Source organism: Haloarcula sp. S1AR25-4 (genome assembly GCF_031624555.1).
In the GTDB taxonomy this organism is placed as follows: Archaea; Halobacteriota; Halobacteria; order Halobacteriales; family Haloarculaceae; genus Haloarcula; species Haloarcula pellucida.
Window position 1 is genome coordinate 91702 of record NZ_JAMQOR010000004.1, and the last position, 26159, is coordinate 117860.

Below are 26159 nucleotides of genomic sequence, written 5' to 3' on the forward strand. Positions count from 1 at the left end.
CGACGATTGTCGCCCCAGCGGCCGACGGTAGAGAACGCTGATCGAGTTCGCCGATATATCGACATACGACCGGATATGCACCTCTACTTCCCGACATCCACACTCGTATTAGCGCATATCGCGGACGCCCGCTGGCAAATTCTGCAATTCACACTTCCAAATCACCAAATCGCGGTGATATATGCGGAGAAGAGAGCTACCACCGACATTTCGACACTCGAACCGGGATACGGCCTGTCGCTGGGAACGAAACAGACGCGTCGAGTGGTCTCCGCGCCTCGATGGGCAGTCTATTCGTTAGGCGTCGATGTCGAGTCGCTCGCCGCCTCGAGGATAGTCTGTCGGTCCTCGAAGTACGCTGGGGCGTCGTGTTCGTGTTCGAAGTGGACGATACTCGTGAGCGCTTCCTCGCCGTCGTCGACGCTCGCGTCTAGGTCTTCGGCCAGTTCGAGGTAGGCCGAAGCTAACTCTTGAAACGCGGTGCGGCGTGCCTGCTTCGCCTCGGCGACGGCCTGTCTCTCTTCGAGTTCCGATTCCAGCGCTTCGAGTTCGTCGGTGTCGTCCGTAGCCGACCCGCTGCCGGCCGAGTGCTCGTCGAGTCGTGTTCGAACGTCGGCGATGTCGTCGTCTATCTCTGTCAGTATCTCGTCGGTCTCCTCGTCGAGCGTCTCGACGCGCCCCCACAGCAGTCTCGCCTGTGTCTGACAGTATTCGACTAGTTCCCCCACCGAGAGCGCTGTGTCGTCTTCGCTCATTGTCACGCGTTCGCGCCCCGGGTAGAAGGGCCTTGTCACACGTCTGTCCCGGGGACAGTCGATAGCGCTCGGGGTGAAACCTTCTTGAGGTCGAGTCGAGTAGGGACGAACATGCGCGCAGGCGTCGTCATCGCCGGAGGTCGCTCGACGAGATTCGGTGACCGCGATAAGGCCGTCGCGGACCTCGCTGGAACGCCGATGATTCGGCGCGTCGTCGACCGAATCACGCCGGTCGTCGACGAACTCGTCGTGAACTGCCGGACCGATCAGGCCGACGACATCGAGACGGCTCTTGCGGGTTGTGGCGTCGCTCCGACGTACGCCTTCGACGACACGCCCGACGAGGGGCCGATGGCCGGTATCGGCCGTGGTCTCCGTGCCACCGAAAGCGACTACGGTCTCGTCGTCGCTTGTGATATGCCGTTCGTCGACCCGTCGTTCGTGGACTATCTCTTCGACCGGGCGGCGGGGTACGACGCCGCAGTGCCGCGTCCGGACGAGTGGTTCCAGACGACACAGGCGGTCTATCGCGCCGACGAGATGGCGGCGGCGTGTGAGCGAGCGCTCGGTCACGGTGAGCACAGAATCGTCGAGGCGCTTTTCGACGTCGACTACGTCGTCGTCGACCGCGAGGAGATAACCCGTCACACGACCATGGCGACCTTCGAAAACCTGAACACGCGCGAGGAGTTCGAGGCGGCCGTCGAGCGGTTCTAGCGGGCGTCGGTGGCGATACGGCCGCGGGAGCTATCGACTATCGCCGTCCCTCGTCGACGAAGGCGTCACAAAGCGGGTGATTGACCCGTCCCAGAGAGTGAGGGGCGTCGCTTTCACACGTAGGCGGCCGGACGTATACACGAAAATACACCGTGTGTTTCCCCGTCGAGCGGTCCGAGTGACCAAAGATAGCCGGGGCCAGCGACTACGAGAGCGTGGCCGTGATGTCCGTAGAGGAGATCATCCCGATGAAGTCGTCTTCGACGACTGGGAGGTGGTTGATACCGAAGTTCTCCATCATCGCCGCCGTCTCTACGAGGCGGAGGTCCGGCGGGACCGTCTCGACGGACTCGGTCATGATATCGGCGACGTCTAGCTGCGACGTGTCTCGTTCCTCGGAGACGGCGGCGATGATGTCGGTACTCGTCACGATGGAGGGCGGCGCCGTCGTGACCAGCAATGCGCTGATGTCACGCTCTCGCATCTCTTTGGCCGCTTCGACGACCGTCGCGTCGGGTGCTATGGTCACGAGCGGCGTCGACATCACGTCTTCGACGATTGCCTGATCCTGTGATGGCATGCACCTACCAACGGGTACAGGGGTCTTCGTTCTTGTTCTTGGCCGGTTGACTGTCTGTGGCCGCGACAGGCCCGCAGCACGTGGTGTGGGGTCCTGTCTTCGAATCAGGCGTAATTCGGATCTGACTCTAGGTCCTCTACCTGAATCGTGACGTCACCGTTGCCCCACAGAACCACGATCGCGCCGTGAGTCGTGAACTCGACTTTGACTGTGTCGTCGTCGCTCCGATCTCTGAACAGTTTGTCCAGCGCGTCCGGGTCGATACTGTCGTACAGGACACATTCGTCCTCGGTGATGTCCCTGCCCTTGGCGTCCGAGAGCGCCGACACGATAGCGGTACTCAACTCCTCGTCGTCGTCGGGCGTGTATATCAGGGTCGGACTAGCAGTCACGTACACGGTGTAGTCACACTGGCGGCAAAATAATGTGGCCTTACTCTTCAGGTACTCACGTCGTCTTTGCGGCGCTGTTCCAGTCGGATCGGTTTCAGACCGTGTGGACGCCGGTCGTCACGGCGACACGCGCAGTGGGGGAGACGACGCTCTCTCCCGTCGTCGGTATCGTGCGTCTCCGAAGAAGTGGATGCGTCGGAAGCACCCACAGTATGCCAGAGGGATCCGCTACCAGCGTTCGGGAGTGGGCTACGACGCTCGACCGCTCACGGAACCCACCCGGACGCAGACGGAGCTCCTACTTAAAGATAGGTCGGGAGATGCGTTGCGATTTAAGTTCGATGTGGGAACGGTGCCGTCGGGGACGACACTCAGGGACCGTCGACGACGTCGACGCCGGTCTGTCTCGCGGTCACGTCGACGACGTTCCGGAGGACGAACGCGAGCGTCAGCGGGCCCACGCCGCCCGGCACGGGCGTAATCGCGCCTGCCACCGATTCGACGCGCTCGTAGTCGACGTCCCCGACCAGTTCGTACCCGCGCTCGGTATCGGCCGGCACGCGGTTGACGCTTACGTCGACGACGCTGACACCCGGTGACACCATCGACGCGTCGACGAGTTGTGGAGTGCCCGCGGCCGTCACGAGGACGTCCGCAGTGCGAGTCTTCGCGGCGAGGTCCCTCGTCGCGGTGTGACAGACAGTCACCGTCGCGTCACCGTCCGGTCCGCGGGCCAGCAACAGGTTCGCGAGCGGTTTGCAGATGGCCGTGGTCCGCCCGACGACGACCACGTCTCGGCCCGCCGTCTCGACGTCGTACGCCGAGAGGAGCTTCAGGACTGCCGCGGGCGTCGGCGGGACGACCAGCGGGTCGCCAGCGACGAGTCGCCCCAGCGTCGCCGGGGCGAAACAGTCGATGTCTTTCGCCGGGGGAACCCGTGCTCTGACGGCCCCGGCGTCGACGTGGTCGGGGAGCGGCACCTGCACGAACAGGGCGTTCACTTCGTCGTCGGTCGCCAGCCGCTCGACGGCGTCGTAGAGCGCCGCTGCCGAGTCGTCGGGAGAGAGGTCCGCTCGCTTCGTCCGGACACCGACGGCGTCACACCGCTCGTGTTTCCGGTCCATGAACGAGACGGCCGCGTCGTCGTCGCTCATGAGTACCGTACCGAGCGTCGGCCTGACCCCGTGGGCACGGAGCGTGCCGAGATCCGTCTGTACGTCGTCGAGGACGTCGTCGGCGAGCGGTCGGCCCCGGAGGAGCGTCGTCTCTCTCACTCGTCGTTGTATCTCCTCGCGGCGAATAAAGCCGTCGGCGAACCGATCCAGACCCGTTCTGCCGGTGTCGAACGTCGACCGTGCGCTCACGACCACGGCCCGTATAAAACGGTGTACATATCGCTGTCAATCTTGAACGGTCGGCCGACCGAGCGACTCCGTATGATCCATCGGTCCGTCCGAACAGATGGGGGCGGCGGGGTCGAGCGTGAGAACGAACCAGTGGCCTGTCCGACGTGTCGCGGGACGCTCGAACACCGCTCCGGGCTCCTCGTCTGTCGCTCGTGTAACTGGCACTGTCGACGCCCCGCAGACTGAACGGCTGCACACCGCCGAACTAGTCGTTACGCTTTCGCTCCTGCTCCGGGTGTTCGCTGACGAACACCTTGGTGTTGTCGGGGATGTCCTCGGTGACCCACGAGTTCGCGCCGATGCTAACGTGGTTCCCGACCGTGATGTCGCCCAATACCTTGGTGCCGGCACCGATGACGACGTGGTCGCCGATGTCGGGGTGGCGCTTGTACCCCTTCTTCAGCGCGTGTTCCTCGCCCTCTTCTTCCTCGAAGTGGAGCGCGCCGAGGGTCACGTCCTGATAGATGCGGACCCAGTCGCCGACGGTCGTCGTCTCGCCGATGACGACGCCGGTGCCGTGGTCGATGAAGAAGTAGTCGCCGATTTCGGCCCCCGGGTGGATGTCGATGCCCGTCTCCGTCTTCGCGTACTCGGTCAACTCGCGGGCGTACTCTGTCGCACCTAATTCGTACAGTTCGTGTGCGACGCGCTGGACTTCGATAGCGAGAAAGCCGGGGTACGAGCGGATGATCTCCATGTACGTCTTCGCCGCCGGGTCGCCCTTGTAGGCGGCTTCGACGTCTTTCTTGAGCCGACGCCGAATCCCCGGGAGGCGGTCGATAGTCTTTGCGACCGTCTCCGAGATGTCGCCGTTGGAATAGGGCCGCATACCGGCATAGAAGAGCGCACCGAGTGCATCGAGGTTGTTCAGCACCGCCAGTTCGTCCTGTATCAATTCGTCGGAGTTCCAGCAGGTGGGGAAAAACAGTCGCTTGAGGATGTCGACCTCTTTCCGTCGATGTTCCCGTTTCGGGAACTCCATCGGCGTCTGTTCCGGGAACGGCTCCGAGTCCGCCTGATACGACTCGAACAGCCGTTCGTGAGCGTCACCCGTGTATCCGTATTCCATACCCGACGTTTCCACTGCATAGCCTTAGTTGTGGCAGTGTTAAGACGGCTTAATCTCCCCACAAGCGAGCACCGCCGTCGGAGCCTGTGACGGTCTGTGGGCTAGTTATTTATCGTCGGGTTCCCACCGTTCCTGTATGAGCGGAGAGTGCCACTACTGTCACGGGTTAGTCTCGGCGTCGGAACGGGACCACATCGTCCTCGACCAACACGGGAACCACGAGGTGTACTTACACGAGCAGTGCGCTGACGGGCACAACCTGATCGGGTCGTCCGCGGCGTCGGGTGAGGTCGAAATCGTCTGTCCCGAGTGTGGCACAGTCGAGACACACTGACGTGACCGACCCGACGAACCTCGTCTTATCGGGTTCCTAATACGACGTGGAAGCGGCTACGCGGGTCGCGAGCCATCCGCTCGGCTAGGGGAGTTCCACCGCGACGCCCGACTGGTGACTCGCCGCCTTGACGGTGTTGTACAGCAACATCGCGATGGTGAGCGGTCCGACGCCGCCGGGGACGGGCGTGATAGCGCCCGCCGTCTCCCGACAGCTCTCGAAGTCCACGTCACCGACCAGTTCGTACCCCTTCTCCGTGTCGGCATCGACGCGGTTGATCCCCACGTCGATGACCGTCGCGCCCTCCTGAATCATGTCGCCGTCTATCATCTCGGGGACGCCGGCCGCCGCGACGAGGATGTCGGCGTTCCGGGTCTTTTCGGCGAGGTTCCGGGTCCGGGAGTGACAGACTGTCGTCGTCGCGTTGCCGCCCTCGCCGTACTGAACGAGGAGGTTCGCCATGGGCTTGCCCACGATGTCGGAGCGGCCGACGACGACGGCGTCTTTGCCCTCCGTCTCGATGCCCTCCGCGGCCAGTATCTTCTGGACGCCGTGAGGCGTACACGGCTTGAACCGCGCGTTCCCGGCGACCAACCGGCCGACGTTCTCGGGGTGGAAGCCGTCGACGTCCTTCCTCGGGTCGATGCGCGCTAACACCTCGCGCTTGTCGACGTGGTCCGGCACCGGCAGCTGGACGAGGATACCGTGTACCGTCGGGTCCGCGTTCAGTTCGTCGATGCGGTCATACAACACCGCCGCTGGCTCGTCCGGGTCGATCTCGTGGTGGAAGCCGTCGATACCCGTCTCCTCGCAGGCCTGCTGTTTCATCGAGACGTACGTCTCACTGGCCCCGTCGTCGCTCATAAGCACCGTCGCGAGTCCCGGTCGGACGTCCGACGCCGCGAGCGTCTCTGTACACGCACTGACCTCGGCCCGAATCCGGTCCGCGATTTCGTTGCCGTCGATTATCGTAGTCATAGTGATGTCACTGTCGTGGGTGGCGACGCTCGGTCTCCGTGCGCCGCTGGAACGGGACGGGACCGACACCAGTCGACCCCTGACTGTGTGGCCACCGCACTCGCTCACCACCTCAGTCCCCGACGACATAACCGCGGATGGGGAATAGTCCGCCCGTTGAAATACCGTCGGATGTTCGTCGCGGAACCGACCCTATTGCGCTCCCAATCCGGAACCGTTTCGGCGGAATCCACCGTTCACGCAAGGTTTTTGTCGGGTCCAGTGCTTGGTGTTAGGCAACCACATCGAGGGCTGCATATCGGCCCTCGCGGAGGCTCTAGTACCAGATGAGTGATATACGAACCGTCACGGAGCGAGCAACGTTCGTCGAAACTGCCGCGTCGGCACCGGACGGTGCCCGCGTGCCCGTCGAAGTACGCATCACCGTCTCGGACCCGTTCGAGGCCTACCGCCGCGCCCGGACGGGCGAGGACGGCGTCTATCTCGAAACCACCGGTGGGCAGTCCGGATGGGGGTACTTCGCCGTCGACCCGGTCGAACTGGTAGAAGTCGGGGCAGACGCGACGCCGGACGGCGACACAAGCCCCAGTATCGAGGCCATCGACGCCGTGCTGGATCGTGAGACACTCGTGCGCGGAGAGTGTGACGTACCCTACCCCTGTGGGGCGTTCGGATGGCTCTCCTACGACGTGGCCCGCGAACTCGAAGACATCCCGGCGACGACGGTCACGGACGGCCTCCCCCGTCTCCAACTCGGCGTGTTCGACTGCGTCGCCGCGTGGGAGGAACCACACGACGGGGAGGTGACCCTCCGGGTGACCGCGTGTCCGGTGGTCGAGGACGACGCCGAGGCGGCCTACGACGCCGGACTGGAGCGGGCGACGGCGCTCGCCGAATCGGCGCTCCACGGCGACCGGCACGTCCAGTCGCCCCCCACCGCGAGCCAGCAGGCCACCTTCGAGAGCGAGTGTGGTGAAGCGGCCTACGCCGACCGCGTCCGGACTATCAAACAGTACGTCCGCGACGGCGACACCTTCCAGACCAACGTCTCCCACCGACTGACGGCCCCGGCGGCGGTCCACCCCGTCGAGACGTTCGACGCCGTCCGGCGGGTGAACCCCGCGCCATATTCGGGACTACTCGAGTTCCCGGGCGTCGACCTCGTCAGTGCCAGCCCGGAACTGCTGCTGGACGTCGAGGGCGACCGCCTCCTCACCGAACCCATCGCCGGCACGCGTCCCCGGGGTGACACGCCCGAGGAAGACGCCGATCTGGAGCGTGACCTCACGACCGACGAGAAGGAACGGGCCGAACACGCGATGCTCGTCGACCTCGAACGCAACGACCTCGGAAAGGTCAGCGAGTACGGCAGCGTCGACGTCGCGGAGTACCGCCGCGTCGACCGCTACTCGGAGGTGATGCACCTCGTCTCGCTGGTCGAGGGTCGGCGGCGCGACGACGTGAGCATCGCCGACGCCGTCGCCGCCGTCTTCCCGGGCGGCACCATCACCGGCGCGCCCAAACCACGGACGATGGAGATCATCGACGAGGTGGAGACGACCCGGCGCGGCCCGTACACGGGGAGCATCGGCGTCTTCGGCTTCGACGACCGGGCGACGCTGAACATCACCATCCGGACGCTGGTCCGCCACGAGGGCGAGTACCGTCTCCGCGTCGGCGGCGGCGTCGTCCACGACTCGGTGCCGGCCAAGGAGTACCAGGAGACGCTGGACAAGGCCCGTGCGCTCGTCAACGCCGTGGACGAAGCGCTCGGTGAACAGGGGTCGTTCGCCGTGGAGTCCACCGCCGACCCGATGGAGGGCGTCCGATGATACTCATCGTCGACAACTACGACTCCTTCGCGTACAACCTCGTCCAGTACGTCGGCGAGTTCGACGACGTGGAGGTCCGGCGCAACGACGCTATCGACGTCGCCGACATCCGCGACCTCGACCCGGACGGCATCGTCGTCTCGCCGGGCCCGGGGACGCCGGCCGACGCGGGCGTCTCTATCGACGTGTTCGCCGAGACCGCCTACCCGGCGCTCGGCGTCTGTCTCGGCCATCAGGCGCTGTGTGCGGCCCACGGGTCGCCCGTCGGTCACGCGCCCGAGGTGGTCCACGGCAAGCCCTCGGAGGTCAGACACGACCACACCGGTCTCTACGAGGGTGTCGACGACCCCTTCGAGGTCGGTCGCTATCACTCGCTGGCCGTCGAGGACGACGACCTACCGGACGAACTCGTCGAGACGGCCCACACCGACGACGAGCAGAGCGTCGTGATGGGGGTCAAGCACGTCGACCGCCCGCACGTGGGCGTGCAGTTCCACCCCGAGAGCATCCTCACCGACGCCGGCAAGCGGATCGTCGAGAACTTCTGTACGAACGTCGCCGGCGTCTGAGTGAGGTCCGTCGGATCACTTCTCCTCGGGCGGGTCTACGTCGTGGTGCGTCTGAATCGACGGGAGTCGGTCGAGCCCCCGTCTGAGAACCGACGTGTGGCCTCGCTCGTGTCGGTACCACGTCAGCGTCAGGCCACCGACTGCGACCACCGAGATGACGGCGAACGGCCCGCCGGTGAGCACGGCGAGCGCCTGTAACGTCCCCGCACCGCCGACGAGCAGTACCGCCGTCGCCACCGCGCCCTGAAAGACGCCCCAGAAGACGACGCTGCCCGTCGAGGGGACCTGTCCCCGTCGGGTCGCGAGCAGCGAGACGACCAGCGTCGACGTGTCCGCAGAGGTCGTCATGAACACCACGATGAGCGCCAGGAACAGGAACGAGAGGAGGCGTCCGAGCGGTAGCGACGCGAACAGTGCGAACCCGGCGACGGCCTCCGAGGCACTACTGCCGGCAATCGCTCCGAGGATGTCCGCTCGCCCCGTCTGCTGGACGAACAGGGAGGCCCCACCCAACAGGAGGAACCAGACCGCCGTCGCGGCGGCGGTGGCGACGACGCTCGTGAACACGACGGTCCTGACGCGCCTGCCCCGGGAGAGCGCGGCGACGAACAGGCCGGCGAACGGCGCCCACGAGAACCACCACGACCAGTTCCAGACCGTCCAGTTGGCGACCCACTCACCGCCGATGTGGAGACTCAACGGGACGAAGTGGACGACGTAGCCACCCAGCGCCCGAGTACCCCGTTCGACGACGAACGCACGCGGGCCGACGGCGGCCAGTACGAGAGCGAACAGGCCAAAGAGCACGACGTTCAGCCCGGCGATGCGGCGGATGCCGCGGTGGATGCCGGTGACGGCCGAGAGGACGAAGACGGCCGTCAGGCCGCCGACGAACAGCAACGGCCCGGTCCCGCCCACGGTAACGTCCCACTGGAACGAGATACCCGCGAGGAACTGCTGGCTCACCAGCGCCACCGACGTCGCGATACCGCCGATGGTGGCGAACACGGCGAGGGTGTCGACGAGGCGACTCCACACCGAGTCGAGGCCCGAGACGCCGAGGAACGGGGCCAAAATGGTCGATACGCGCAGCGGTGCGCCGCGCTCGAACACGAAGTACGCGATTGGGACGCCGATGACCGCGTACGCGCTCCACGCCGAGACGCCCCAGTGAAACAGCGAGTAGACCAGTGCGTCGTTGCTAGCGGCTGTGGACCGTGGCGTAGCGCCGAAGTACGGCGGCGGGTCGCCGTAGTGAAACAGCGCCTCTGCTGGCCCCCAGAACACCAGTCCCGCCGCGATGCCGGCAGTGAAGACGAGCGTGAAGTACGTCGGGTATGTGTACGTCGGGTCCGTATCGTCCGGCCCGAGCGTGATGTCGCCCCACGGGCCGAGCAACAGAAACAGGCAGTAACAGACGGCGATGAAGACGGCGACGACGAACAGTGGGCCGCCGGTCCGCAGAACCGTGCCCGTTGCGGCGTCGACCGCCGCCGACGTCCGGTCCGGTAACGCGACCTGCAGGCCGAAAAACAGCACGAACACGACGACGGGCAGTCCCAGCGTCAGCGGGTCCTGTCCGGCGAGGAACGTCCGGATAGCGTCCCGCAGTCCGGTCTGTCTGATCTTCAGGAGGTAGCGGTCGGCCGACTGCGCGTCGTCCGGTCGATGGGGCAACACCGCGAGGTATCCGAGCCCGGAACTGAAAAACAGGAGTGCGAGTGCGAGCCACGCCGCACCGCTCACCGCCTCGCCGACGAACGCCGGAAAGAAAAAGCCCGAGAGGACGATGGCCCCCGAGACGACACACAGCGGTGCGAGGACGCTCGCGACGACTCGCCCGATGCCGCCTCCCGCTGACGTGGCCATACACTGACAATCAGTCTCGGATCGGTTTATTAGTATCGTAGCCACCGACACGCTGTCGGGTCCGCGACGCGGTTCGGCACCGTGACACGCGGTCGGGTGTCGACTTGCTCACGGGACCGGTCGACGGCCCGACACCCTCCCGCTGGTCCCGGTACCCACGCACGGGCCGGACGGCGCACTCAGTTTCCGGCGTCCCCGCCGTCCGGGTCTGTGGACCGCTCGGGGCCGGCGTCGTCGGTCACGGACAGGGTCGTCACCTCGCCCAGTACCGATCGACCGAGGAGGCGGCCGCCGATGGTTCGAGGATTGAGGACCTCGTCCGCACCGACCGAGTCGAACTTGTCGACGTGTTTCTCCTCCGTTGCGGCCGCGACGACGCGGACGTCCGGCGCGACGTTCTTGGCTGCGATGACGGCGAGGACGTCTCTCGCGTCGTCGTTGCTCCCGACGACGACTCCGCGGGCAGTGTCGACGCGGGCGTCCGAGAGGACGCTCTCGTCCGTCGGGTCCTCTGTGAGGACGCTCACCCCGTCGGTCTGGAGGGCGGCGGCCGTCTCGGCGTCGTCTGTCACGACTACGACGTCCGTCTCGTCTCGCAATTCGTTCAGTAGCGATTCCGTCACGTCGCCGTACCCGAGCACCACGACGTGGTCCTCGAGGAGTGTGAGTTCTGCGGCAGTCATGATTCCGAACGCTGTCGCCATCCGCGACTCGATGACCGGGACGATGAGTGCCCCCACCGCCACGGTGAACGCACCCGTACCGAACAGGATAACCGAGAGCGAGAACCACCGTGCCTGCACCGTCGTCGGCGTGATGTCGCCGTACCCGACCGTCGCGATAGTGACGATGACGTAGTACACCGCGTCGCTCCACGTATCGAGTTCGAGGAACTGGGCACGGAGCGTATAGGAGCCGACGACGCCGTAGAGGCCGACGCCGACCATCGCCGCTAGCGACGCTATCTGCAGCGGCGAGAGGTCGACAGGCTGATCGAAGGCGGCCCTGTTCCAGACCAGCGAGGGAACGGCGACGACGACGAGGACCAACAGCGGCACGTCCGTCGTCTGGAGCGTCGCAAGCGGCAGGAGCGCGAGGCCCGGCAGCGCGAGGACCGCCGCGCGCCAGGCGAGTCGCTTTCGCCGCTGTAACCCGACGGTGACGAGGCCGAGTACGAAGGCAAAGAGGACGCCCGAGAACCGTGCGAACCCGACCGGAACGGTCACGACTGCGGTGAGCGGACCGTCGAGAGCGAAGGTCGGTTGGCTGAGGTTCGACAGGCCGGTCACGAACGCGAGCAGCGTGATGGCGCCGGTCAGGACGACGGTGGGTCTGGCACCGGAGAACTGCTCCCACTCGACGAACGGCACCCGATCCGTCGGATAGAACACCTCTTCCAGCGCGGGTTCCCGGCGCTCGTCTGGCACGTCAACCATTACCAAGCTATTGGCCGTCTCGACATAAAAATACCCGCGCAGTACCGCTGACGCTCCGGCACGAGATTCAATACCCCGGGGGGAGAACTGCCGACGATGCATCAGTGTGAGACGGGCGTGTTCGCGTGGACCGATCTCTTCGAGACCGACGTGTCGGGGCCTGAACCGGGTGATGCCGAATGAACCCGGCCGTTCTGTTCGGCCTCGGTACTATGATCGCGTGGGGGTTCTGGATAATCCTCGGCGACGTCGCCTCAAACAGCATCGACCCCGTGATGGCGGCATTCCTCTCCTACGCGACGGCCGCAGTGGTCTCCGGTGTCTACGTTGTCACCTCGGACGCCTCGCTAGCCGTCACTAATCGCGGATTGGTGTACTCCGGTGCGGCGGGTATCGCGGCCGCCATCGGCGTCGTGTCGACGTTCATCGGCGTCTCAGTCGGCTCTACGGCCGTCGTCTCGACCATCGGGGGCATGTACTTCATCACGGCGGCGGTCATCAGTACCGTCGCGCTGGGCGAACCGGTGTCGGCCCAGAAAGTCGCCGGCATCGGACTCGCGCTGACCGCTATCGTCGTCATCAATCAGTAACTGGCTCGCATCACACAACACATCACACCGTTGACGTGCTGTGGCGCCAGCGGGCCGCTCGACCGGGGTTTAAGAAACCGGCCCGGCTACGGGCGAGCGTGAAGCGCACAATCAGTACCGACGATGCGCCGGCGGCGGTCGGCGCGTACAGTCAGGCGACGACCAACGGCGACCTCCTCATCACGGCGGGGCAACTGCCCCTGACGACGGACGGCGAACTGCTGGACGACGAGTCCGTCGCCGACCAGACACGGCAGTGCATGGAGAACGTCGAGGCCATCCTCGAATCCGAGGGCCTCTCCATCGACGACCTGCTCAAGACGACGGTGTTCCTCGATGACATCGACGACTTCGACGAGTTCAACGAGGCGTACAGCGAGTTCTTCGACGAGGACCCGCCGGCCCGGAGCGCCGTCGGTGCGGGCGCCGTCCCGAAGGGCGCCGCCGTCGAGATAGAGGCCATCGCGACGACGGCGTAACGTCCCTCTGCGAGCGGTCTCGCGCCGTCACCGCAGTTCCATGTTCTGGGCGCGCTCGGCGGCGAGGTCGGTTATCTCCGCGACGCTGCTGTCCGAGCGGTCCGCGAGCACGCGCACTAGCATGCCGAGCTGGACTGCGGCAGCCTCGCGGAGTTCTTCGGCCGATTCGGTGTCGTTGCCGAAGTAGTACTCGTGTCGGCCGTCTCCGTGGACGAGGCCGGCGTACACCGAGTGCAGGTCGTCCTCGGTGATGGCCGCCGCGGCGTCCGTCTTGACCGACTCGAATTGCGGGTTCGTCATCACCTCAGATACGGTGACAGAGGTCCCTAATCGCTTCGGTGGGCCGTGCGGTCCCGTCCGCCAACGTTTCGGCGAACGGACTCGTTGTGTCGGTGGTCGTCACCTGCGGGTCGTCGACGGACGACTGCCGGGCCGCGTATGGGATTTTTATCCTTCGGGCTCCTCGTGCGAGCCAATGACACGAGGTACAGGTGCCGTCGGCCGCTCACCCCTCGTCCGCGTGGCGACAGACGTCCGGACGGACGCGGGCGAGGCGGTCGTAACTGCGGCACAGAACTCCGCCGACTCGGTCCCGGTCGTCCGGACGGGGCCGACCGGCACCACGGCGTACGACCCGCTCGTCATGCTGACGAGTGCGGGCCAGACAGCACTGTTCGGCGGCCCGTCGCCGTCGCTCGTCCGGGACCTCGTCGCGACGCTCGAAGACGGGGACCTCCCGACCGACGGGGCGACGGCCGTCGTCGGCCACGACCCGGAGACGCCGACGCTCCCGATACCGGACGCGGGGCCGCTCTCGGTCGGCCGACGGACCGTCCTCGGTCCCTGTGGCTGGGCCGACCCGCTCGAACCGGACGACTGGTCGTTCGTCTCACCCGACCGGACCGCGGAGGCGGCGACAGCGTTCGGGATTCTTGGCCGCGGCCGCGGCGACGCGGCGGCCGACGACCCGGTGATCGACGTGTGGGAAACCGCACGCGAGGCCGACGGCGACCCGGTGGTCGTCGTCAACGCCAACGACGCGAGCGACCTGCCGCGGGCCGACGAGACGCTCCTCACCGCCGCGCCGTTCGCCGTCCTCGACGGGCTTGCGGCGGTGGCCGAGTACGTCGGCACCGAGGACGCCGTCGTCTACCTGAACGAGGCTGACTCCCCGCTACACCGGCATCTGCAACGGGCCGTCGACGCCGCCGCGGAAGCGCTTCCGGTCGTCCCCCAACTGGTGGCCGGTCCCGACGAGTATCGGGCGGGCGAACCGACGGCGGCGCTCGAAGCGCTGGAGGGCGCAGACCGCATCGAACCGCGGCTTCAGCCGCCGACGCCGGCCGAACGCGGGCTCTACGGCCGACCGACGGTGATTCACACGCCCCGGACCGTCGCGCAGATTCGACAGGCTATCCAGGCCCCAGCGACGATGGACACCGACGTCGCCGACCCCGGGACCCGACTCGTCACCGTCACCGGCGACGTGGCGAACCCGGCGACCGTCGAACTGGGGTCGGGCGGGAGCCTCGCCACGGTACGGGAGGTAGTCGAGATGGACGGCGCGTTCAAGATGGCCTGCGTCGGCGGCGTTCTGGGCGGTATCACCCGTGACCTCGACGTCGCCCCGACCGCACAGTCCTTGCGCGCCGCCGGTCTCGGCACGGACGGCGTCGTGGAACTGCTCGCCGACGACCGCTGTGCGCTGGCGACCGTCGGCGAGCGAGCGCGGTTCGCCGCCACGGAGAACAGCGGTCGGTGCGTCCCCGGCCGCGAGGGGACCAAACAACTCGCCGAACTCCTGCGCGAGGTGTACGACGGATCGTTCGACACCGAGAAGATACGCGAACTGGGGCGGGTGATGCGCCGGTCCAGCAACTGTCAGGTCGGCGCGCACGCGCCCCGGCCCGTGACCACCGCCATCGAGGAGTTCGAACCGGAGATTCGCGCACACGCAGACGGCCACTGTCCGGCCGGCACCTGTACGGAGCAACTATGAGTACCGACGAGACACTCCCCGGCGTTCCCGACCTCACCGATCCGCGATCGGAGACGCCGGTCACGGCCGAGTTCGAGACAGGCACCGCCAACGACCCCGACGTGGGGACCATCGGCGACGCACCGACGACCGTCACCGTCGACGGCGAACCCGTCACCGTCCCGCCCGGGTCGACGCTCGTCGACGCCATGGAAGCGGCGAGTGGCGTCTCGGTCGACCCCGGCGCCGACGGCTTAGAGGACGCGGACGTCCCCGCGCTCTGTTACTACGACCGCGAGGGCGACTGCAGCGACGAGGTCGGCCCTCGTAGCGAGTGTCGTACTTGCATGGTCGAGACGGACGCCCACGGCCTCGTCCCCTCCTGTTCGCATCCTGCCGAGGACGGCCTCAACGTGCGAACCGACACCCCGGACGCCGAGGAAGCGCGAAGCGTCAACCTCGATCTGGTCCTCTCGAACCACAACCTGCGGTGTACGACCTGCAACGGCAACGGCCGCTGTGAACTGCAGGACGCCGCCATCAGCGAGGGCGTCGACCACCCGCGCTACGGCGTCTTCGACGAGCGAGACGAGTACGAACCTATCGACGACACGTCGTCGTTCATCCAGATAGACCGCAACAAGTGCATCCTCTGTAACCGTTGTGTCGACGCCTGCAACGACGTGCAAGTCGAGGGCGTCCTCCGAATCGAGGGTCACGGCGAGGACACCCGCATCGGCTTCCAATCGGACGCCGAGACCATGGGCGATTCGGAGTGTGTCTCCTGCGGGCACTGCGCCACAGTCTGTCCAACGGGGTCGCTCACCGAGAAGGGTATCGGCGGGGCCGCGACGCTCCCGCTCCCCGGATTCACCCAACGCAACTCCGTCGGGAAGGTCATCGAACACGAGGACGTCGAGACCATCGACGACACGACGGCACCGAACCGCACCTTCGGGGCCGCCGAACCGCTCGACGGCGACGAGAAAGGGCTGGCGAAGTTCGTCTCGAAGGCCAAGCGCAACGCGGGCGACCTCGCGAAGCAGTTCGGGAACGAGGCGTTCCTCGCGGCGGAACACACCGCCGAGAGCATCGCCGCGAACACGCTCCCGGAGGGCCGCCTGTTCGACGTGGCCAGCATGGTGAGCAAGTACCGCCTCGGAAAGATAGACAAACAGGAGACGACCTGCGGGTTCTGTGCCGTCGGCTGCCGGTTCGAGATGTGGGGCAAAGACGGCGACTCGCTGGGGGTCGTCCCCGTCGACGACCCCGATACGGCGCCGGCTAACAACTTCTCGACCTGTGTGAAAGGGAAGTTCGGCCACGAGTTCGCCAACAGCGGGAAGCGCGTGACCGAACCGCTCGTCAGGAACGACGACGGCGAGTTCGAGGCCGTCGAGTGGGACGAGGCGCTGGACTACGTCGCCGACCGACTCTCACAGATACAGGACGAGCACGGTATCGACGCGCTCGGCTGTCTCGCCTCCTCGAAGGGAAGCAACGAGGAGGCCTACCTCGTTCAGAAGTTCGCCCGGCAGGTGCTCGGGACGAAGAACATCGACAACTGCGCGCGCCTCTGTCACTCCTCGACCGTGGCGGCGCTCCAACAGACGGTCGGGTACGGCGCGATGACCAACCGCATCAACGAGGACGTCGGCGAGGCCGACGCCTACCTCATCAGTGGGTCCAATACGACAGAATCGCACCCAGTGCTGGCGACTCGCATCAAGCAGAACGTCCGCGACGGCGCGGACCTCGTCGTGTTCGACCCGCGCAAGGTCGGCATCGCCGAACACGCCGACCAGTACACCCGCACGAATCCGGGGTACGACGTGGCGTGGCTCAACGGCCTGATGCGCTACATCATCGAGAACGACCTGCACGATACGGCGTTCATCGAGCGCAACACGAAGAACTTCGAGGACCTAAAGGAGAAGGTGCAGGCGTTCACGCCGGAGACAGTCGAGGAGTTGGCCGGGGTCTCTCCGGACGAACTCGCCTCGGCCGCCGAGACGCTGGCCGAGGCCGACACCGTCGTCTTCGGCTGGGCGATGGGGATGACCCAGCAGTCCCACGGCACCGAGAACCTGCTGGCGATGGCCGACCTCGCGCTGTTGCTCGGCCAACTCGGCAAGCCCGGTGCGGGCCTCTCGCCGTTCCGGGGCCAGAACAACGTGCAGGGCGGCGGCGGCGACATGGGGACTCTCCCCGGGAGTCTCCCGGGGTATCAGGACCCCGCTGACGACGAGGTGGGCGAGAAGTTCGCCGAGGCGTGGGGCGAGCGCCCGCCCGAGGAACCCGGGCTGAAAGTACCGGAGATGCTGGCCGAAGCCCACGAGGGCAACCTCCGCGGGATGTACGTCGTCGGGGAGAACCCGGCGCTGTCGGAACCGGACATCCAGCACGCCGCCGAGGCGCTCGAAGACTTGGAGTTCCTCGTCGTGCAGGACATCTTCATGACCGAAACCGCGGAGTACGCCGACGTGGTTCTGCCGGCCGCGACGTCACCGGAGAAACACGGCACGTTCACGAACACGGAGCGGCGCGTCCAGCGGGTGCGCCCGACGGCGGAGCCACCGGGCGAGGCCCGGCAGGACTGGGAGATCACGCAGGCGCTTGCGAACCGACTGGGATACGACTGGGACTACGACCACCCGCGCGAGGTGATGGACGAAATCAACTCGCTCGTGCCCATCTACGGCGGGGTCACCTACGACCGACTCGAATCCGGCGAAGAACACGGCCTCCAGTGGCCCTGCTGGGACGAGGACCACCTAGGGACGCCGTACCTCTACGACTACGAGGAGGGGAACTTCAACCACGACGACGGCCTCGCCCGGTTCGTCCCCGCGGACGGCGGCCATCCCGGCGAGTTGCCGGACGAGGAGTTCCCGCTGACGCTCACCTCGGGGCGCGTGCTGTACCACTGGCACACGGGCCAGATTACGCGGCGCGTCGAGGGGCTGATGAGCCACGTCGGCGAGAGCTTCGTGGAGATTCACCCTGATACGGCGGAGCAGTTGGGCGTCGCCGACGGCGAGTACGTCCGGGTGGAGTCCCGCCGTGGGTCCATCGTCGTCAAAGCGCAGGTCACCGACCGAGTGGGGCCGGGGACGCTGTTCATCCCGATGCACTTCGCGACCGGCGCGGTGAACAAACTCACGGGCGAGACGTTCGACCCGACGGCGGGCATCCCCGAGTACAAGGTATCGAGCGTGCGTCTGGAACCGCTCGGTCCCGAGACGGACGAGACGGTGCTGCGGACGCCGGACGCCGGCGCCGGGAGCGTCGCCGGCGACGACTGAGGCCGACTCGCTCCCGAAACTCTACCGTTCCGTATCTCGACAGTTCACTCTGAGTTACGTATTTTTCACAGCGTTAACGCTGTTACGCACACCGGTCGAACGGCGGTTCGGCCCCGCTCGACAGTAGCTTTATACGCTGGATTCCGTTTGTCCGACGTAATGGATTCGCAGGAACAGCAGGCCGAGTTCCAGTACGACACTGGCGGCGAGACGACCGGTCCGATGGCCGGGTTCGACGAACAGAAGGCCCGAGAGGGCGCACGACTGCTTCTGGAAGCGGTCGGGCGGAACCCCGACGAGGCAGGTGTCTACGATACGTGGTACCGCCGCGTCCCAGCGATGCTGGAGACGCTCACCGAGGGGACGAGACACGAGGAGAAGCCAGTTATGCGAACGTTCGAGGCCGAGACGGACAGCCTCGTCGTCAAGACGAGCATTCCACTGCACAGCATGTGCGAACACCACCTGCTGCCGTTCGACGGCGTGGCCCACGTCGCGTACCGACCGGACGAGGAGATGGTCGGCCTCTCGAAGCTCATCCGCTACGTCCGGTGGCAGTCCCGACAACTGACCACACAGGAGGCGCTGACCCACGACATCGCGACGGGGCTGGCCGAGGAACTGAACGCCGGCGGCGTGACCGTCGAGGTCACGGCGACGCACATGTGCGAGGTGATGCGCGGCGTCGAGACGGCGACCGAGACGACGACCAGAGCGGAAGCCGGGTCGCTCACCGACGCCGACCGCGAGCAGTTCCGCGAGTCGGTGCGGCGACAATCCGCGTCGGCAGCGACTCGCTGAGGCGCCCGGCCGACGGCTACGTATTTTGAGACAGTCTACGAACGAAAACGGGAACGAACAGCGGCGCACGAAACGGTTAGGACAGCGTGAGGCTCGCCTGTTCAGAACAGGCCGGTGATGTTGCCGTCCTCGTCGATGTCCATGTCGGCGGCGGCGGGACGCTGTGGGAGTCCCGGCATCGTCAGCGCGTCGGCGGTCAGCGCGACGATGAAGCCGGCACCGGCCGACGGGTACACCTCGCTGATCTCCAGTTCCCAGCCCTCGGGTGCGCCCTTCTTGCTTGCGTCGTCGCTGAACGAGTGGAACGTCTTCGACATACAGACCGGCACGTCGTCGAAGCCGAGGTCCTGCATGCGGTCGATGTCGTCCAGCGCGCCCCCGGTGAACTTCACGCCGTCGGCACCGTAGATTTCGGTGGCGACGGTCTCTATCTTCTCCTTGATCGGGGCCTCCTCGTCGTATAGGTACTCGAACTCGTCCTCGTCGCTCTCCTCGACGGCGCTGATGACGTGGTTACCGAGGTCCTCACCGCCCTCGCTGCCCTTCTCGAACACTTCGGATTCGGCCACTCGCACGCCGAGGTCGTTCTCGCAGTGGTCGAGCACTGCCTGTACCTCTTCCTCGGTGTCGTCGGGGAAGCGGTTGAGCGCGACGACGACCGGGACGCCGAACTGCTGGAGGTTCGAGACGTGCTTGTCGAGGTTCTCGAAGCCCTTCTCGACGGCGTCGACGCCGGACTCGTCGATCTCGTCGAAGTCGACCGGCCACTGGTCCAGTCCGTGGTACTGGAGCGCACGGATCGAGGAGACCAGCACGACGGCGTTCGGCGTCATATCTCCCAGACGGCAGACGATGTTCATGAACTTCTCGGCGCCGAGGTCCGACCCGAACCCGGCCTCGGTGACGAGGTAGTCGCCCATGCCGAACGCGGCCTTGTCGGCGATGAGCGAGTTCGTCCCGTGGGCGATGTTCGCGAACGGGCCGCCGTGGACGAACGCGGGCGTCCCCTCGATAGTCTGGACGACGTTGGGCTTGATGGCGTCTCGGAGGAGCATCGTGACCGGCCCCGTCGCCTCGATGTCGTCGACCGTGATGGTCTCGCCGTCCTCGCCGTAGGCGACGATGATACGCGAGATGCGCTCCTTGAGGTCTTCGAGGTCCGAGGCCAGACAGAGGACGGCCATCAGTTCGGAGGCTGCGGTCAGTTTGAACCCGTCTTCCCGCGGGGTCCCGCCGCTCTCGCCGCCCAGTCCGACGACCGTCTCGCGGAGCGCGCGGTCGTTCATGTCCAGCGCGCGCTTCCACGCGACGTCGTTGACGTTGATGTCGAGGTCGTTACCCTGCGAGAGGCGGGCGTCGAGCATCGCCGCGATGAGGTTGTGGGCCGCCGTCAGCGCGTGCAGGTCGCCCGTGAAGTGGAGGTTGATGTCCTCCATCGGAAGGACCTGCGACCGGCCGCCGCCGGCCGCGCCGCCCTTGACGCCGAACACCGGGCCGAGCGACGGTTCGCGGATGGCGATCATCGCGTCCTCGCCCAGATGGTTGAGCGTCTGGCCCAGACCGACTGTCGTGACGGTCTTCCCCTCGCCCTTCGGCGTCGGCGTCATCCCCGTTACCAGCACGAGGTTCTGCTCGTTGTCCTCCGCTCGTTCGCGAAGACGGTCGATGGCGTGATGTTTGACCTTCGCGGTGTACTCCCCGAAGTACTGGAGGTCGTCGAGACCGAGGCCCCACGGCTCGACGAGTTCCCAGATGGGTTCCATGTCTGTCGACTGTGCGATGTCGTAGTCCGTCGGAATCGGGTCCTGTGGGTCGTCGTCTAGAGACATCTCACCCGGACGTTCCCCGCACCGCCGTAATAATGTTAGTGTAGCTGACAAGTGGGGGATAGGATGTGTTCGCGTCCACCGCGTTCACTCGTCGTGTCCGCCAGCCGACGTGACGAGGTTCCGGCCCACCGTACTCGTCGCTGGACCCCGCGTTACTCGCCGCGCAGATACTCGACGACCGTCTCGGGGTCGGCGCCGAGGCCGCCGCCCTGTGCGAGCGTCGGTTGGCCGCCGCCGCCTCCGCCGAACTCGCCGGTCACGTCGTCGATAACGTCGTTCGCGTCCGTCTCGCCGTCCGTGCCGACGACGACGAACGTCGCCCCGTCTCGTCCGACGAGGACGACCACGTCCGCTACGTCGTCGTCCAGCGCTCCCACGCGGTCGGCGACGGTGTTGGGACCGACGCCGTCGACGGTGCCGACCAACCACGCCGCTCCGTCTCTGGCCGTCGTGTCGGCCGCCAGCGACGAGATGCGCGCGTCCAGCAGGCGCTCGCGGAGGTCCTCGCTGTCGGCCTGTAGCGACTTCTTCTCCTCCAACAGCCCCTGTGCCCGCTGTGCGAGGTCCTCGACGCTCGTATCGAGTGTATCGGCGGCACGGGACGCGCTCCGTCGTCGGTCTATCTGGCGCTGTATCGCCGACGGTCCGACGGCGTACTCGACGCGGACGAGGTCTGCACCCGGGTTCGAGACGTCGACGACCTCGATGGGTCCGATTTCGTTCGTGTTCCGAACGTGCGTGCCACCACAGGCCGAGACGTCCCAGCCGTCGATTTCGACGATGCGGACGCCGTCCGCCGGGTCGGCGTCGCCGAGGTTGAACACGATGTCGTCGTCCGCGCGTGCCTCCTCGACGTCCATCTCGTACCACTCCACCGACCGACTGTCCCAGACGGCCTCGTTGGCCATGCGCTGGAACGTGAGGGCGTTTACTTCGTCGGCGTCCGCGTCGGCGTCGAAGTCGAGGCGGACGGTGTCCTCACCGATGTCGAACCCGCCGTAGCCGTGACTGTCGAACAGTTGCCGGCCGACGCCGTAGACCACGTGACTCGCGGTGTGGGCCCGCATGCTGTACGTCCGGAACTGCTCGTCTATCTCGCCGCTTGTCGTCTCGCCGACTTCGATTTCGGGTGTCTCAGCGAGTGTATGGACCGTTTCACCGTCGCGTTGCTGGACGTCGACGACGTCGACGCCGGCGAGTGTGCCCTCGTCGGCCGGTTGGCCACCCCCTTCGGCGTAGAAGTACGTCCTGTTCAGCGTCACGTCGCGGCCGTCGACGGAACGGACTGTCGCGTCGAACGACGTCACGTATGGCTGGTCGCTGGCGAGGTTGGCTGTCGCTTCCACGGTCATGCCCGTCGCCTCGCGGGCCGTGCCAATAAATCACGTGTTCGAGGCCGCTCCGTCGGACGGCGATAGCTTAATCAGGCCGAAGCCGACCATATGTGCTATGGAGTACCACGAGTCAGCCGACTACCTGCAGTCACTACAGCGCCGTCGGCCCAAACTCGGGACGGAGACGACGGCGCGGATGCTCTCGCACCTCGGGACGCCGCAGGCGTCCCTCGACTGCGTCCAGATTGCCGGGTCGAACGGCAAGGGTAGTACGGCCCGCATGCTGGAGAGCGTCCTCCGAACTGCCGGTCTGGACGTAGGGCTGTTCACGTCGCCGGCCCTGAACGACTTTCGCGAGCAAGTGACGGTCAACGGCCGCAAGGTCCCCAAAGCGCGGGTCACGGAGTTCGTCGAGCGAATCGACCCCTGTATCGAGCGGTTGCGAGCGGACGACGACATGCCCACGCACTTCGAAGTCCTCACTGCCCTCGCGCTGTACCACTTCGGCGCCGAGGACGTGGACGTCGCCGTCCTCGAAGTCGGCATCGGCGGCCGGTACGACGCGACCAGCGCCGTCGACCCGGTCGCGAGCGCCGTCACGAGCGTCAGTTTGGAACACACCGACCTGCTCGGTGACACCGTCGAGGAGATCGCTCGCGACAAGGCACAGGTCGCGCCCGCGGACGCACCGCTGGTAACCGGTGCCGACGGTGCGGCGCTCGACGCCATTCGGACGGAGTCGGACGTGATACAGGTCGGCGGAGACGAGGCCGACGTTTCTGCCGTCGAGGACGGGATGTCTTCCGCCGTCGAGAATCACGTCTCGATAACCGGGTCGGAGTGGGCCGTCGAGACGAACCTCAAACTGTTAGGCCAGCATCAGGCGACGAACGCGGGCGTCGCCGCGACGCTCGCGAGACAGGTCGCGTCGGTAACCGAACGGACGATAGCACACGGGTTGCGAAAGGCGACGTGGCCCGGCCGGTTCGAAGTCCGCTCGACGGAACCGCTGGTCGTCCTCGACGGGTCGCACAATCCCGGCGCAGTAGCGACGCTCTCCGACTTGCTCTCGCGATACGACTACGACGACCTACACCTCGTCTTCGCGGCGATGGGTGGGAAGGACATCGACGGTATGGTCGCCGAACTACCGCGGGTCGACACTGCGTACGCGACACGGCCGGATGTCGACCGCGCGGCGACTGTCGAGACGCTCGCCGACGCCCTCGACGGTCACGCCGAGACCGTCCAGCGTATCGAGCCCGTCCCCGAGGCGACGGAGCGAGCGCTAGCCGCCGCCGACGAGTCCGACTGTGTCCTCGTCGCCGGGTCACTGTACGCCGTCGCGGAGGCACGGGACCGCTGGACGCGGAGCGTGGTCCCCAAAGACGCCGGGGCGTCGAGTTCGGTGACGCCGACGGCCAGAGCCGACGGAGGGACGACCGCCGACGGCGTCGACAGTCGCGTGCTCTCGACGACACTTCGACCCGAACAGGCGGCGGTAGTCGACGAGCGCCTAGCGGCCATCGGCGGCACGTGTGTACACACCGAACGCGAAGCGCCAGAGAAACTGGTCTCGACGACCCTCTCGGGGACACCCGCACAACTGCGTACCCTCACGAGCGCCCTCGAAGACGCGGGTCACGGCCTCGGCCGTCTCGCCGAGCAACTCCAGACGGTGCTGGACGGACCACCGTCGGCCGAGGCGGTCGATACCGAGGGGACGGCGGTGATGGGTATCCTGAACGTCACGCCCGATAGCTTCCACGACGGTGGCGAGTACAACCGTCTCGACGCGGCGGTCGAGCGCGCCGAGGAGATGGTCGCGGCCGGCGCGGACATCGTCGACGTCGGTGGGGAGAGTACTCGTCCCGGCGCCGACCCGGTCTCCGTGAGCGAGGAAATCGACCGGGTGGTCCCGATAATCGAGGCGCTCTCGTCGCTAGAGGTACCCGTCTCTGTCGACACCCGGAAAGCCGCCGTCGCGGACGCCGCACTGGCCGCCGGTGCCGACATCGTCAACGACGTGTCGGGACTGTCGGACCCCGAGATGCGGTTCGTCGTCGCCGACCACGGCGCCTCGCTGATCCTCATGCACAGCCTCTCGGCACCCGTCGACCCGGACCGGACGACGACGTACGACGACGTGGTTACAGACGTCGTTTCCGACCTCCGCGAGCAGGTGTTGCTCGCCGAACAGGCGGGTATCGACCGGGAGCAGATTATCGTCGACCCGGGTTGTGGGTTCGGCAAGGACGCGGCCGAGTCGTTCGCGCTGGTCGACCGCCTCGCGGAGCTACGAGCGCTCGGCTGTCCCGTGATGGTCGGCCACTCCCGGAAGTCGATGTTCGAGCGAGTCGGCTGTCGGAGCGGGGACCGTCTCCCGCCGACCATCGCCGTAACGACCATGGCGGCCGAACGGAGCGCCGACGTGGTTCGGGTTCACGACGTCAGCGAGAACGCGGCGGCGGTGCGAACGGTTTCGGAAGCGGACGACGTGTAACCGACCCACCGCTGGCGACGGAGACACGGCTACCGCAGCGGACGATGCCGACCGACAGTTTTTCACATCCCGTCGAGAAACTGCGTAGCATGCTAGCAGCAGACGTGGCAGTCGTCGCGGCGGCGGTTCTCGGGCCGTTCTCGACGCTCTCCCTGCAGGCGTTCGACCCGACGACGGTCACCGACGCATCCCCGACGTTTCGGGCCGCGGCGTCGTTCTTCCTGACGGTGCTGTTCGGCGGCGCCGTCATCTATCGGGACGGCGGCCGCATCGAGGCGGCCGTCGAGTCGTCGCGTCGACGGCCGCTCGTCGCCGCCCTGTACGGCTTGATGGCCTTCGGTGTCGTCACGTTCTTCGTGGCGTACGCGCTCAGCCAACTCGCGAACCTCGGCGTCGGCGCGACGGCAGTGGGCGTCATCGGTACCGTCGTCCTCGGTGTCGCCGTACTCACGCTGGGCGGTTTCGGCTTCGCCGTCGTCGGCGTCTGGGTGACCGAGGCCGTCGGCGGGCGAGACCCGTGGATCGGGCTGGTCGGCGTCGGCGCCGTCAGCGCCATCGCGTGGTTTGTCCTGCCAGTCGTGGTGAGCCTCGTGGTGTGGCTTGCCATCGCTGCCGTCGGCATCGGCGGGTCCGCACGAGAGTGGGTCCACGGCAGTGCCCGCCCCGCGAAATCCGCATAGCGTCGGTCTGCCAACGCACAAACGTGTGCGGTCCATAGCGGTCAGCATGGAACCGCTTCAGCTACCGTTCGATTCGGGATTCGTCGAGATAGCGGCTCAACTCGTCGGGGCTGTCGGCGCTCTCGTTCTCCTCCTGTTGCTGGTCGCCTTCGGTGGGTTCGCCTACAAGAGCCTCGCTGGCGACGGCATCCGCTGGCCCGACGAGACGGAGGAGGCCGAAGAGGAGGACGGCGTCACGCGAGGGTCCGACGAAGACGACTGGAAGTTCTATTGAGGGCCCTCATACTGATGGCTGTAAGTTCGTAACGATATTCGCCACCCCGGGGTGGCGAAGTACTTCAGTTTGTTACAGCCACCAGTATCAGTCGCCCTCGGCGCTCGCCGTCGAGCGGAGCGCTGATACCCCCGCCGACGATGAGCAGGGACGGACCGCCCATCAGACCGCCCCAGATGACCCGATTGACCGTCGAGGGGTGTTGCTTGCCGCCGGTCGCGAGCATGCCCAGCGCGAGTGTCGAGGAGTTTCGGGGCCCGGTGGTCGATCCTGCGACGATATACGACACCCGTTCAACTGTGGCTGGTCGATCGTGGGATGTCACACTGTCGCTGTTTTATTCTCGCGTTGCAATGACTGCGTACAGAACTCTCGGTGTCGTCGGCACGGTGCTGCCGCTGCTTTCGGGGTACGGCCCTCACCGTCGTCGCGAAACCGAGAAAAACCGC

Annotated in this window: 24 protein-coding genes; 12 read left to right on the plus strand and 12 right to left on the minus strand. The window is 66.3% G+C overall.

Features of this window, described 5'->3' with window-relative positions:
* Window positions 1-290: 290 nt before the first annotated feature.
* Window positions 291-755, minus strand: a complete 465-nt coding sequence (locus NDI85_RS17340) for a hypothetical protein (RefSeq protein WP_310916471.1) — start codon at window positions 753-755, stop codon at window positions 291-293.
* A 111-nt stretch (window positions 756-866) separates the two neighbouring features.
* On the opposite strand from NDI85_RS17340, the gene NDI85_RS17345 reads away from it, so the two are divergent.
* Window positions 867-1472, plus strand: coding sequence for a molybdenum cofactor guanylyltransferase (locus NDI85_RS17345; RefSeq protein ID WP_310916472.1), 606 nt, complete (start codon window positions 867-869; stop codon window positions 1470-1472).
* A gap of 205 nt (window positions 1473-1677) precedes the next feature.
* Here NDI85_RS17345 and NDI85_RS17350 read toward each other — a convergent pair whose 3' ends face one another.
* The 4 genes from NDI85_RS17350 to epsC form a co-directional block, all read right to left on the minus strand.
* Window positions 1678-2016 (minus strand): CBS domain-containing protein, encoded by a 339-nt coding sequence (locus NDI85_RS17350; RefSeq protein ID WP_396275593.1) that lies wholly within the window; start codon window positions 2014-2016, stop codon window positions 1678-1680.
* Between the two features lie 140 nt (window positions 2017-2156).
* Entirely contained in the window at window positions 2157-2444 is a 288-nt protein-coding gene (locus NDI85_RS17355; RefSeq protein WP_188997189.1) for a HalOD1 output domain-containing protein, read from the minus strand.
* Window positions 2445-2815: 371 nt separating this feature from the next.
* Complete coding sequence (locus NDI85_RS17360) at window positions 2816-3808, minus strand: tetrahydrofolate dehydrogenase/cyclohydrolase catalytic domain-containing protein (protein WP_310916474.1); 993 nt, start codon at window positions 3806-3808, stop codon at window positions 2816-2818.
* A gap of 247 nt (window positions 3809-4055) precedes the next feature.
* Window positions 4056-4919 carry a serine O-acetyltransferase EpsC gene (gene epsC, locus NDI85_RS17365; protein WP_188997191.1) on the minus strand — a complete coding sequence of 288 codons (864 nt, stop codon included), beginning with the start codon at window positions 4917-4919 and terminating at the stop codon, window positions 4056-4058.
* A 136-nt stretch (window positions 4920-5055) separates the two neighbouring features.
* Here epsC and NDI85_RS17370 point away from each other — a divergent pair, with 136 nt between their 5' ends.
* Entirely contained in the window at window positions 5056-5253 is a 198-nt protein-coding gene (locus NDI85_RS17370; RefSeq protein ID WP_310916475.1) for a hypothetical protein, read from the plus strand.
* Between the two features lie 84 nt (window positions 5254-5337).
* Here NDI85_RS17370 and NDI85_RS17375 read toward each other — a convergent pair whose 3' ends face one another.
* On the minus strand, window positions 5338-6231 hold the full coding sequence (locus NDI85_RS17375) for a bifunctional methylenetetrahydrofolate dehydrogenase/methenyltetrahydrofolate cyclohydrolase (RefSeq protein ID WP_310916476.1): 894 nt from the start codon (window positions 6229-6231) through the stop codon (window positions 5338-5340).
* A gap of 326 nt (window positions 6232-6557) precedes the next feature.
* On the opposite strand from NDI85_RS17375, the gene NDI85_RS17380 reads away from it, so the two are divergent.
* Both NDI85_RS17380 and NDI85_RS17385 read left to right on the plus strand, forming a co-directional pair.
* The gene (locus tag NDI85_RS17380; RefSeq protein WP_310916477.1) at window positions 6558-8063 is read left to right on the plus strand and encodes an anthranilate synthase component I family protein; all 1506 of its coding nucleotides are present in this window, start codon (window positions 6558-6560) and stop codon (window positions 8061-8063) included.
* Window positions 8060-8632: an aminodeoxychorismate/anthranilate synthase component II gene (locus NDI85_RS17385; protein WP_188997202.1), complete on the plus strand. Its 573-nt coding sequence runs from the start codon at window positions 8060-8062 to the stop codon at window positions 8630-8632. Before NDI85_RS17380 ends, NDI85_RS17385 begins: the two co-directional genes overlap by 4 nt.
* Before the next feature lie 15 nt (window positions 8633-8647).
* Here NDI85_RS17385 and NDI85_RS17390 read toward each other — a convergent pair whose 3' ends face one another.
* Together NDI85_RS17390 and NDI85_RS17395 are read right to left on the minus strand one after the other, a co-directional pair.
* Window positions 8648-10501 (minus strand): BCCT family transporter, encoded by a 1854-nt coding sequence (locus NDI85_RS17390; RefSeq protein WP_310916478.1) that lies wholly within the window; start codon window positions 10499-10501, stop codon window positions 8648-8650.
* A gap of 179 nt (window positions 10502-10680) precedes the next feature.
* Complete coding sequence (locus NDI85_RS17395) at window positions 10681-11937, minus strand: NAD-binding protein (protein ID WP_310916479.1); 1257 nt, start codon at window positions 11935-11937, stop codon at window positions 10681-10683.
* Window positions 11938-12116: 179 nt separating this feature from the next.
* Between NDI85_RS17395 and NDI85_RS17400 the strand changes: the two genes are divergently transcribed.
* Window positions 12117-12527, plus strand: a complete 411-nt coding sequence (locus NDI85_RS17400) for an EamA family transporter (protein WP_166973673.1) — start codon at window positions 12117-12119, stop codon at window positions 12525-12527.
* Window positions 12528-12625: 98 nt separating this feature from the next.
* Window positions 12626-13006, plus strand: a complete 381-nt coding sequence (locus tag NDI85_RS17405; protein ID WP_310916480.1) for a Rid family detoxifying hydrolase — start codon at window positions 12626-12628, stop codon at window positions 13004-13006.
* A gap of 27 nt (window positions 13007-13033) precedes the next feature.
* Here NDI85_RS17405 and NDI85_RS17410 read toward each other — a convergent pair whose 3' ends face one another.
* Window positions 13034-13306, minus strand: coding sequence for a hypothetical protein (locus NDI85_RS17410; protein ID WP_188997213.1), 273 nt, complete (start codon window positions 13304-13306; stop codon window positions 13034-13036).
* 175 nt (window positions 13307-13481) lie between these two features.
* Between NDI85_RS17410 and NDI85_RS17415 the strand changes: the two genes are divergently transcribed.
* The 3 genes from NDI85_RS17415 (at window position 13482) to folE (ending at window position 19090) form a co-directional block, all read left to right on the plus strand.
* Window positions 13482-15005 (plus strand): NADH-ubiquinone oxidoreductase-F iron-sulfur binding region domain-containing protein, encoded by a 1524-nt coding sequence (locus NDI85_RS17415; RefSeq protein WP_310916481.1) that lies wholly within the window; start codon window positions 13482-13484, stop codon window positions 15003-15005.
* Window positions 15002-18289 (plus strand): formate dehydrogenase subunit alpha, encoded by a 3288-nt coding sequence (gene fdhF, locus NDI85_RS17420; RefSeq protein ID WP_310916482.1) that lies wholly within the window; start codon window positions 15002-15004, stop codon window positions 18287-18289. The genes NDI85_RS17415 and fdhF overlap by 4 nt, the downstream gene beginning before the upstream one ends.
* A gap of 159 nt (window positions 18290-18448) precedes the next feature.
* On the plus strand, window positions 18449-19090 hold the full coding sequence (gene folE, locus NDI85_RS17425; protein ID WP_310916483.1) for a GTP cyclohydrolase I FolE: 642 nt from the start codon (window positions 18449-18451) through the stop codon (window positions 19088-19090).
* 101 nt (window positions 19091-19191) lie between these two features.
* On the opposite strand, the gene NDI85_RS17430 is transcribed toward folE, so the two are convergent.
* Together NDI85_RS17430 and NDI85_RS17435 are read right to left on the minus strand one after the other, a co-directional pair.
* On the minus strand, window positions 19192-20919 hold the full coding sequence (locus NDI85_RS17430) for a formate--tetrahydrofolate ligase (RefSeq protein ID WP_310916484.1): 1728 nt from the start codon (window positions 20917-20919) through the stop codon (window positions 19192-19194).
* A 152-nt stretch (window positions 20920-21071) separates the two neighbouring features.
* Entirely contained in the window at window positions 21072-22271 is a 1200-nt protein-coding gene (locus NDI85_RS17435; protein WP_310916485.1) for a DHHA1 domain-containing protein, read from the minus strand.
* Window positions 22272-22368: 97 nt separating this feature from the next.
* On the opposite strand from NDI85_RS17435, the gene folP reads away from it, so the two are divergent.
* From folP to NDI85_RS17450, 3 genes are all read left to right on the plus strand, one after another.
* The gene (gene folP / locus NDI85_RS17440) at window positions 22369-24756 is read left to right on the plus strand and encodes a dihydropteroate synthase (protein ID WP_310916486.1); all 2388 of its coding nucleotides are present in this window, start codon (window positions 22369-22371) and stop codon (window positions 24754-24756) included.
* Between the two features lie 89 nt (window positions 24757-24845).
* Window positions 24846-25436, plus strand: a complete 591-nt coding sequence (locus tag NDI85_RS17445) for a hypothetical protein (RefSeq protein ID WP_188997238.1) — start codon at window positions 24846-24848, stop codon at window positions 25434-25436.
* Window positions 25437-25482: 46 nt separating this feature from the next.
* Window positions 25483-25710: a hypothetical protein gene (locus NDI85_RS17450; protein WP_188997240.1), complete on the plus strand. Its 228-nt coding sequence runs from the start codon at window positions 25483-25485 to the stop codon at window positions 25708-25710.
* A gap of 64 nt (window positions 25711-25774) precedes the next feature.
* Here the strand turns inward: NDI85_RS17450 and NDI85_RS17455 are convergent, their stop codons facing one another.
* Complete coding sequence (locus NDI85_RS17455; RefSeq protein WP_188997805.1) at window positions 25775-25999, minus strand: hypothetical protein; 225 nt, start codon at window positions 25997-25999, stop codon at window positions 25775-25777.
* Window positions 26000-26159 lie beyond the last annotated feature (160 nt).

What these genes read in the sequence shown, in the direction of transcription:
- NDI85_RS17340 (WP_310916471.1), bottom strand. Translation starts at nt 755, where the DNA reads ATGAGCGAAGACGACACAGCGCTCTCGGTGGGGGAACTAGTCGAATAC.
- NDI85_RS17345 (WP_310916472.1), top strand. Translation starts at nt 867, where the DNA reads ATGCGCGCAGGCGTCGTCATCGCCGGAGGTCGCTCGACGAGATTCGGT.
- NDI85_RS17350 (WP_396275593.1), bottom strand. Translation starts at nt 2,016, where the DNA reads ATGTCGACGCCGCTCGTGACCATAGCACCCGACGCGACGGTCGTCGAA.
- epsC (WP_188997191.1), bottom strand. Translation starts at nt 4,919, where the DNA reads ATGGAATACGGATACACGGGTGACGCTCACGAACGGCTGTTCGAGTCG.
- NDI85_RS17370 (WP_310916475.1), top strand. Translation starts at nt 5,056, where the DNA reads ATGAGCGGAGAGTGCCACTACTGTCACGGGTTAGTCTCGGCGTCGGAA.
- NDI85_RS17375 (WP_310916476.1), bottom strand. Translation starts at nt 6,231, where the DNA reads ATGACTACGATAATCGACGGCAACGAAATCGCGGACCGGATTCGGGCC.
- NDI85_RS17380 (WP_310916477.1), top strand. Translation starts at nt 6,558, where the DNA reads ATGAGTGATATACGAACCGTCACGGAGCGAGCAACGTTCGTCGAAACT.
- NDI85_RS17385 (WP_188997202.1), top strand. Translation starts at nt 8,060, where the DNA reads ATGATACTCATCGTCGACAACTACGACTCCTTCGCGTACAACCTCGTC.
- NDI85_RS17390 (WP_310916478.1), bottom strand. Translation starts at nt 10,501, where the DNA reads ATGGCCACGTCAGCGGGAGGCGGCATCGGGCGAGTCGTCGCGAGCGTC.
- NDI85_RS17395 (WP_310916479.1), bottom strand. Translation starts at nt 11,937, where the DNA reads ATGGTTGACGTGCCAGACGAGCGCCGGGAACCCGCGCTGGAAGAGGTG.
- NDI85_RS17400 (WP_166973673.1), top strand. Translation starts at nt 12,117, where the DNA reads ATGAACCCGGCCGTTCTGTTCGGCCTCGGTACTATGATCGCGTGGGGG.
- NDI85_RS17410 (WP_188997213.1), bottom strand. Translation starts at nt 13,306, where the DNA reads ATGACGAACCCGCAATTCGAGTCGGTCAAGACGGACGCCGCGGCGGCC.
- NDI85_RS17415 (WP_310916481.1), top strand. Translation starts at nt 13,482, where the DNA reads ATGACACGAGGTACAGGTGCCGTCGGCCGCTCACCCCTCGTCCGCGTG.
- fdhF (WP_310916482.1), top strand. Translation starts at nt 15,002, where the DNA reads ATGAGTACCGACGAGACACTCCCCGGCGTTCCCGACCTCACCGATCCG.
- folE (WP_310916483.1), top strand. Translation starts at nt 18,449, where the DNA reads ATGGATTCGCAGGAACAGCAGGCCGAGTTCCAGTACGACACTGGCGGC.
- NDI85_RS17430 (WP_310916484.1), bottom strand. Translation starts at nt 20,919, where the DNA reads ATGTCTCTAGACGACGACCCACAGGACCCGATTCCGACGGACTACGAC.
- NDI85_RS17435 (WP_310916485.1), bottom strand. Translation starts at nt 22,271, where the DNA reads ATGACCGTGGAAGCGACAGCCAACCTCGCCAGCGACCAGCCATACGTG.
- folP (WP_310916486.1), top strand. Translation starts at nt 22,369, where the DNA reads ATGGAGTACCACGAGTCAGCCGACTACCTGCAGTCACTACAGCGCCGT.
- NDI85_RS17445 (WP_188997238.1), top strand. Translation starts at nt 24,846, where the DNA reads ATGCTAGCAGCAGACGTGGCAGTCGTCGCGGCGGCGGTTCTCGGGCCG.
- NDI85_RS17450 (WP_188997240.1), top strand. Translation starts at nt 25,483, where the DNA reads ATGGAACCGCTTCAGCTACCGTTCGATTCGGGATTCGTCGAGATAGCG.